This window comes from Clostridium sp. ATCC BAA-442 (genome assembly GCF_964239415.1).
Taxonomy (GTDB): domain Bacteria; phylum Bacillota; class Clostridia; order Oscillospirales; family Oscillospiraceae; genus Flavonifractor; species Flavonifractor plautii.
On the sequence record NZ_CAXSQB010000093.1, the window covers coordinates 1 to 5,548 of the forward strand.

A 5,548-nucleotide genomic window follows, 5' to 3' on the forward strand; every position below is an offset into this window, starting at 1 on the left:
ATATCCGCGCCGACCCCCCCACGGGGCTCCCCCCCCGGGGGGACCCCGGTTCCCTTTTTATCTGCCGGGGCGGAGTGAATCCGCGCCGGGGGCGCGGGGGCGAGTTCGGCCCTACATCTGGTCGGTGTCCAGCAGAATGGTCACCGGTCCGTCGTTCTGCGAATACACCTGCATATCCGCGCCGAACTCGCCGTGCTCCACCCGGAAGCCCCGCCCGGCGCACTCGGCCATAAATTTCTCATAGAGGGGGATGGCCACCGGCGGCTTGGCGGCCCCGGTGAAGCCGGGGCGGCGGGACTTGGTATCGGCATAGAGGGTAAACTGGCTCACCACCAGCAGCGCGCCCCCCACCGCCTCCAGGTTCAGGTTCATCTTCTCGTTCTCGTCCTCAAAAATCCGCAGGCCGCACACCTTGTCGGCCAGCTTCACCGCCTGGGCCTCGGTGTCGCTGGGGCCCACCCCCAGCAGCACCAGCAGCCCCTGGCCGATCTCGCCGTTCACCCGGCCGTCAATGGTGACGGAGGCACTCTTCACTCTGGTAACAACTGCGCGCATCGCTCAAATTCCCTTCTCTTTGTTTGTTGCAGGAGCCGGCACCCCCAGGGCGGCCTCTCCTGCCCGCATCCGTCCGACGGGCGGGTGTGGGCACCCGCCCCTGCGCCCTCCGCACGGGCCTCCGGCGGGCCGCCGGGCTACCGGTACTCCCGCACAAACCCCCGTGCGTACAGGGGGTCGATGTCGAACACCGCCGGATCGCCGGCGGAGCACTTGAGGTCGGTGACGTCCACCACGGTCTCAATGGCGCCGATGGCCCCCAGGATGCGGGCCCGCTGGCCGTTGACGCGGACGGTGCGCCGCCGGGCGGCCAGCCAGCGCCGCAGCAGGGCGCCCAGGCCGCCGCCCTGGGCGCGGGCCACGCCGAAGCCGTTCTGATAGCCCACGGGCAGCACCGCCACGCGGGTGGGCCGCCGGAGGACGACGGGGCGGGCGCTGCCCACCGTGTGTCCCTTGGGGAGCCAGCGGGTCTCCTCGATGCCCACCTCGCCGTAGCCCACCCGGTACAGCCCGTCGCCGTGGACGCGGCGGCAGCGGCCCAGCAGGGCGGAGCCCGCCCGCACCCCGTCCAGCCGGGCGTCGGCGCAGTGGAGCAGGGCGTAGGACCCGGCGGCGTGGACAACCCCCGTCTCAAAGCCCGCGGCCCGGATGGCCTCCACCACCCGGTGGAACTGCCCCAGCCGGGCGGCCAGATCCTCTCCGCCCTTTTTCCGGGCGTGGAGCTGGGTGCAGATGCCCGACACGGCCACATTGGGCAGGTTGCGGTAGACCGAGAGGATCTTCTCCGGCTCGTCGGCCAGGAAGCCGCCGAAGCCCATGCCGGTGTCGATCTGGATGTGGGCCTCCACCACGGTGGAGCGGGCCTCCGCCGCGCCGTTGAGGGCCATGCCCGTGTCCGCCGAGCCCACGGTGCACACCACGTTCAGATCGATGAGCTGCTCCAGCTCCGCCCGGTCCACAGTGGGGCGGAGCATCAGAATCTCCTCCTCCACAAAGCCCGCCCTGCGCAGGGCGGCGGCCTCGGCGGGCTCGCTGACGGCGAAGCGGCCGATGCCCTCCTCCCGCAGCAGCCGGGCCAGCTCCACCAGCCCGGCCCCCTGGCCGTCGCCGGTGAGCACCGCGTAGATCACGGCCTCGCCCGCCCGCTCCTTAATGACGCCGATGTTGTTCTTTACGGCCTCCCGCTCGATGACCAGCGTTTTCATGGCCCCGCCTCTCTCTCTTGCCTGGTTTTTTCTATTATATACTCCCAGAAAGTTTCCGTCAACGAAAAGGGGTTTCCGCTTGTGTTTCGACAGGAAAAGTGATATGATTTTGAGATTGAAATACTCTTTTTGGAGGAACCAGCTTGAATCGACAGACCACCCGAATTTCCCCCGCGGACGTGGACCGCCAGCGGGATTTCTGCCAGAAGCTCCACGAGCGGTTCGCCGCCCGGCCGTCCGCGCCCCTGGCCTTTGTGGACACCTACGGCTGCCAGCAGAACGAGGCCGACTCGGAGCGGCTGCGGGGCTACCTCAGCGAGATGGGGTACCAGTTCACCCAGAGCGAGGCGGAGGCCGACCTGATTGTCATCAACACCTGCGCCATCCGGGAGCACGCCGAGATGCGGGTGCTGGGCAACGTGGGCGCGCTGGTGCACACCAAGCGGGCCAAGCCCGGCCAGCTCATCTGCGTGTGCGGCTGCATGGCCCAGGAGCCCCACATGGCGCAGAAGATCAAGGACTCCTACCGGCAGGTGGATCTGGTCTTCGGCCCCCACGCCCTGTGGCGGTTCCCGGAGCTGCTCTACCGCCTTGTGACCCGCCGGGGGCGCATCTTCGACATTGCCGACGAGCCCGGCTCCATCGCCGAGGGCATCCCCCTGGTGCGCCAGGAGGGGGTGAAGGCGTGGGTGAGCATCATGTACGGCTGCAACAACTTCTGCACCTACTGCATCGTGCCCTACGTCCGGGGGCGGGAGCGCTCCCGGAAGCCGGAGATCATCCTGGACGAGATCCGCGGCCTGGTGGCCGAGGGGTACAAGGACATCACCCTTCTGGGCCAGAACGTCAACTCCTACGGCAAGGATCTGGACGAGCCCATAGATTTTGCGGATCTGCTCCAAGCGGCCGCGGAGATCCCCGGGGACTTCCTGCTCCGCTTCATGACCAGCCACCCCAAGGACGCCTCCCAGAAGCTCTTCGACACCATGGCGTCCTCCCCCAAGATCGCCCCCTGCTTCCACCTGCCCTTCCAGGCGGGGAACGACCGGATTCTGAAGGCCATGAACCGGGTGTACGACCGGGCGGGCTACCTGGACAAGGTGCGCCGCCTGCGCCAGGCCATCCCCGACGTGGTGATCACCTCCGACGTGATTGTGGGCTTCCCCGGCGAGACCGCCGAGGAGTTCGAGGACACCATGACCCTCATCGACGCGGTGCGCTTCGACGCGCTGTTCACCTTCATCTTCTCCCCCCGGGAGGGCACCCCCGCCGCCAAAATGGACGACCCCATCCCCAAGGCGGAGAAGGCGGCCCACTTCCAGCGGCTGGTGGAGCGGCAGGACCAGATTTCCGAGGAAAAGCACGCCGCCTACATCGGAAAAACCGTCCGCTGCCTGGTGGACGGTCGGGACGACAAGGGCCTCACCGCCCGCACCCCCGGCAACCGGCTGGTGCGTCTGACCGGGGACGAGGGCCTGATCGGCCAGTTTGTGGACGTGAAGATCACCGGGGCCAACAAGTGGTCCCTATCCGGGGAGCCGGCCTGACCCGGCCAGCTCCAGCCCCAGGCCCAGCCCGCAGCGGAACAGCGCCCGCTCATACCGGAAGTCCCGCTCGGCGCGGGCCGCCGCCAGACGCTCCAGCCGCGCCCTGGCCTCCGGCGGCAGGTTGGCCTCCAGCCACTCCTCCGCCTCGTCCATCCGCCGCCCGGCCAGACAGTATTCCGGGTCGCCGTTCAGATAATACGCAATCCGGTTTTCCTGGATATAGTTGTAGAGAACGTCTAAAATTTGTTCCATCGGATAGCCCCCCAATCTTTGACCGAACGGTCAATTCTATTTCTATTATACATTGCCCATTCGGTCAATGTCAAGGAGGTTTTATGGCAACTTTTGCAGAACGGCTTTTGCTCCTGCGGGAAGAAAAGCATGTCTCTCAGTCCGTGGCCGCGAATGCCTCGGGAATTAACCTCCGAACCTATCACCGCTATGAGAATGGCGAACGGGAGGCCTCCGTCAGCACGCTGATCCGCATGGCGGATTATTTTGGGGTAACGATCGACTATCTGGTGGGCCGCAGTGACGCCCGATAGGCCGGAGCGGAAGAACCCCCGCCTGCGGGGGTGGGACTACGGCGCGGGCGGCACCTATTTTGTGACGTTCTGCACCTCAGCGCACCGCCCCGTCCTCTCCTCCATCCGTAGGGGCGCCCCTTGTGGTCCCCCGCCCCTCGTTCTCACCCCGCTGGGGGAATGTGTGGCAGAGTCCATCGCGCTTACCGGAGTACGGGTGGAGCACCAGGTTATCATGCCCAACCATGTCCATCTGCTCCTGACGCTGGAACGGGCGGCCACAAGGGCCGCCCCTACAGGGGCCGGGATGCAGGCCGCCGCAAGGATTGTCCCCGCAGACGGCCAAACGCGAGTAGCCGCAAGGATTGTCCCCACAGGAGCCGGGACGCAGGCCGCCACAAGAATTGCCCCCGCAGACGGCCAAACGCGAGTAGCCGCAAGGATTGTCCCCACAGGAGCCGGGACGCGGGCGGACGCAAGGGTTGCCCCCACAGACAGTGGGCCGCGGGCCGCCGCAGAGCTGGGACGGCTTGTAGGCGGCGTGAAATCCCGGTCCGTCCATCTGGCCGCCGGGCGGGGACTGGAGGCCGGCCGCCTTTGGCAGCGGGGCTACTACGACCATATTGTCCGCAGTGAAAACGACTTTCTGCGCATCTGGACCTATATTGACAACAACCCCCTGCGCTGGGAGCTGGATTGCTACTACACAGAGAGATAGAACAGGAGAGACGCTATGCCGCCAGAGACCACGCCCATGATGCAGCAGTACCTGCGCATGAAGGAGCTGCACCCGGACTGTATTTTGTTTTTCCGGCTGGGTGATTTTTACGAGATGTTCAACGAGGACGCCAAGCTGGTATCCAAGGAGCTGGAGCTGACCCTGACCAGCCGGGACCGGGGCAAGCCGGAGGCGCAGCGCACCCCCATGTGCGGCGTGCCCTACCACAGCGCCGACGCCTACATCGCCCGGCTGATCGCCAAGGGCTACAAGGTGGCCATCTGCGAGCAGATGGAGGACCCCGCCCTGGCCAAGGGGCTGGTGGACCGGGACATCATCCGCATCATCACCCCCGGCACGGTGATGACCTCCTCCATGCTGGAGGAGGGGCGCAACAACTTCATCTGCGCCGTGTACCGGGACAGCGCGGGCACGGGGCTGTGCTTCTGCGACATCTCCACCGGCGAGTGCTCCGTCACCTCCTTCACCGGGCCGGAGGCGGACGAGCACCTCTATAACGAGCTGGGCCGCTTCACCCCTCGGGAGGCCATGCTCTCCGACGGGGCGTACAGCGACGGGGCCCTGGTAGACTTCCTGGTCAAGCGCCTGGACTGCCGCTGCGAGAACGGGGGCGAGGCCCGCTTCCGGCTGGACGCGGCCCGCACGGCGGCGGAGAAGCAGTTCTCCGCCGGCCTGGACGCCCTGCCCGCCGGGGACGACGCCGCCCTCCAGGCGGTGGGCGGCCTGCTGTCCTACCTCTATGAGACCCAGAAGACCGACCTGTCCCACCTCTCCACCCTGACGTACTTCACCACCGGGCAGTTCATGGAGCTGGATCTCACCGCCCGGCGCAACCTGGAGCTGACCGAGACGCTGCGCTCCAAGGAGAAGAAGGGGAGCCTGCTGTGGGTGCTGGACAAGACCCGCACCGCCATGGGCCACCGGCTGATCCGGGCGTGGATGGAGCGGCCCCTGCTCTCCCCGGCGGCCATCGGCCGC

At 66.9% G+C, this 5,548-nt stretch carries 7 protein-coding genes; 4 read left to right on the forward strand and 3 right to left on the reverse strand.

Translation table 11 applies throughout. From position 1 onward, the window contains the following. Positions 1-111: 111 nt before the first annotated feature. Positions 112-555: a D-aminoacyl-tRNA deacylase gene (gene dtd / locus ACESY8_RS19365; protein ID WP_009257188.1), complete on the reverse strand. Its 444-nt coding sequence runs from the start codon at positions 553-555 to the stop codon at positions 112-114. A 137-nt stretch (positions 556-692) separates the two neighbouring features. Beyond that, entirely contained in the window at positions 693-1,760 is a 1,068-nt protein-coding gene (locus ACESY8_RS19370; protein WP_007495657.1) for an alanine racemase, read from the reverse strand. Positions 1,761-1,903: 143 nt separating this feature from the next. Here ACESY8_RS19370 and miaB point away from each other — a divergent pair, with 143 nt between their 5' ends. Then, a complete protein-coding gene (gene miaB / locus ACESY8_RS19375) occupies positions 1,904-3,307 on the forward strand; it encodes a tRNA (N6-isopentenyl adenosine(37)-C2)-methylthiotransferase MiaB (protein WP_054339579.1) in 1,404 nt (467 codons plus the stop codon). Here miaB and ACESY8_RS19380 read toward each other — a convergent pair. Next, positions 3,287-3,559 carry a DUF6809 family protein gene (locus tag ACESY8_RS19380; RefSeq protein ID WP_007495655.1) on the reverse strand — a complete coding sequence of 91 codons (273 nt, stop codon included), beginning with the start codon at positions 3,557-3,559 and terminating at the stop codon, positions 3,287-3,289. The two genes, miaB and ACESY8_RS19380, sit on opposite strands and share 21 nt — an antisense overlap. An 83-nt stretch (positions 3,560-3,642) precedes the next feature. Between ACESY8_RS19380 and ACESY8_RS19385 the strand changes: the two genes are divergently transcribed. The 3 genes from ACESY8_RS19385 to ACESY8_RS19395 all read left to right on the forward strand — a co-directional run. Continuing rightward, positions 3,643-3,852, forward strand: a complete 210-nt coding sequence (locus ACESY8_RS19385; protein ID WP_007495654.1) for a helix-turn-helix domain-containing protein — start codon at positions 3,643-3,645, stop codon at positions 3,850-3,852. Beyond that, positions 3,839-4,549, forward strand: coding sequence for a transposase (locus ACESY8_RS19390; RefSeq protein ID WP_498794942.1), 711 nt, complete (start codon positions 3,839-3,841; stop codon positions 4,547-4,549). Before ACESY8_RS19385 ends, ACESY8_RS19390 begins: the two co-directional genes overlap by 14 nt. 15 nt (positions 4,550-4,564) lie before the next feature. Continuing rightward, the coding region (locus tag ACESY8_RS19395) for a MutS N-terminal domain-containing protein (protein WP_498794943.1) at positions 4,565-5,548 on the forward strand (984 nt) is incomplete at its 3' end.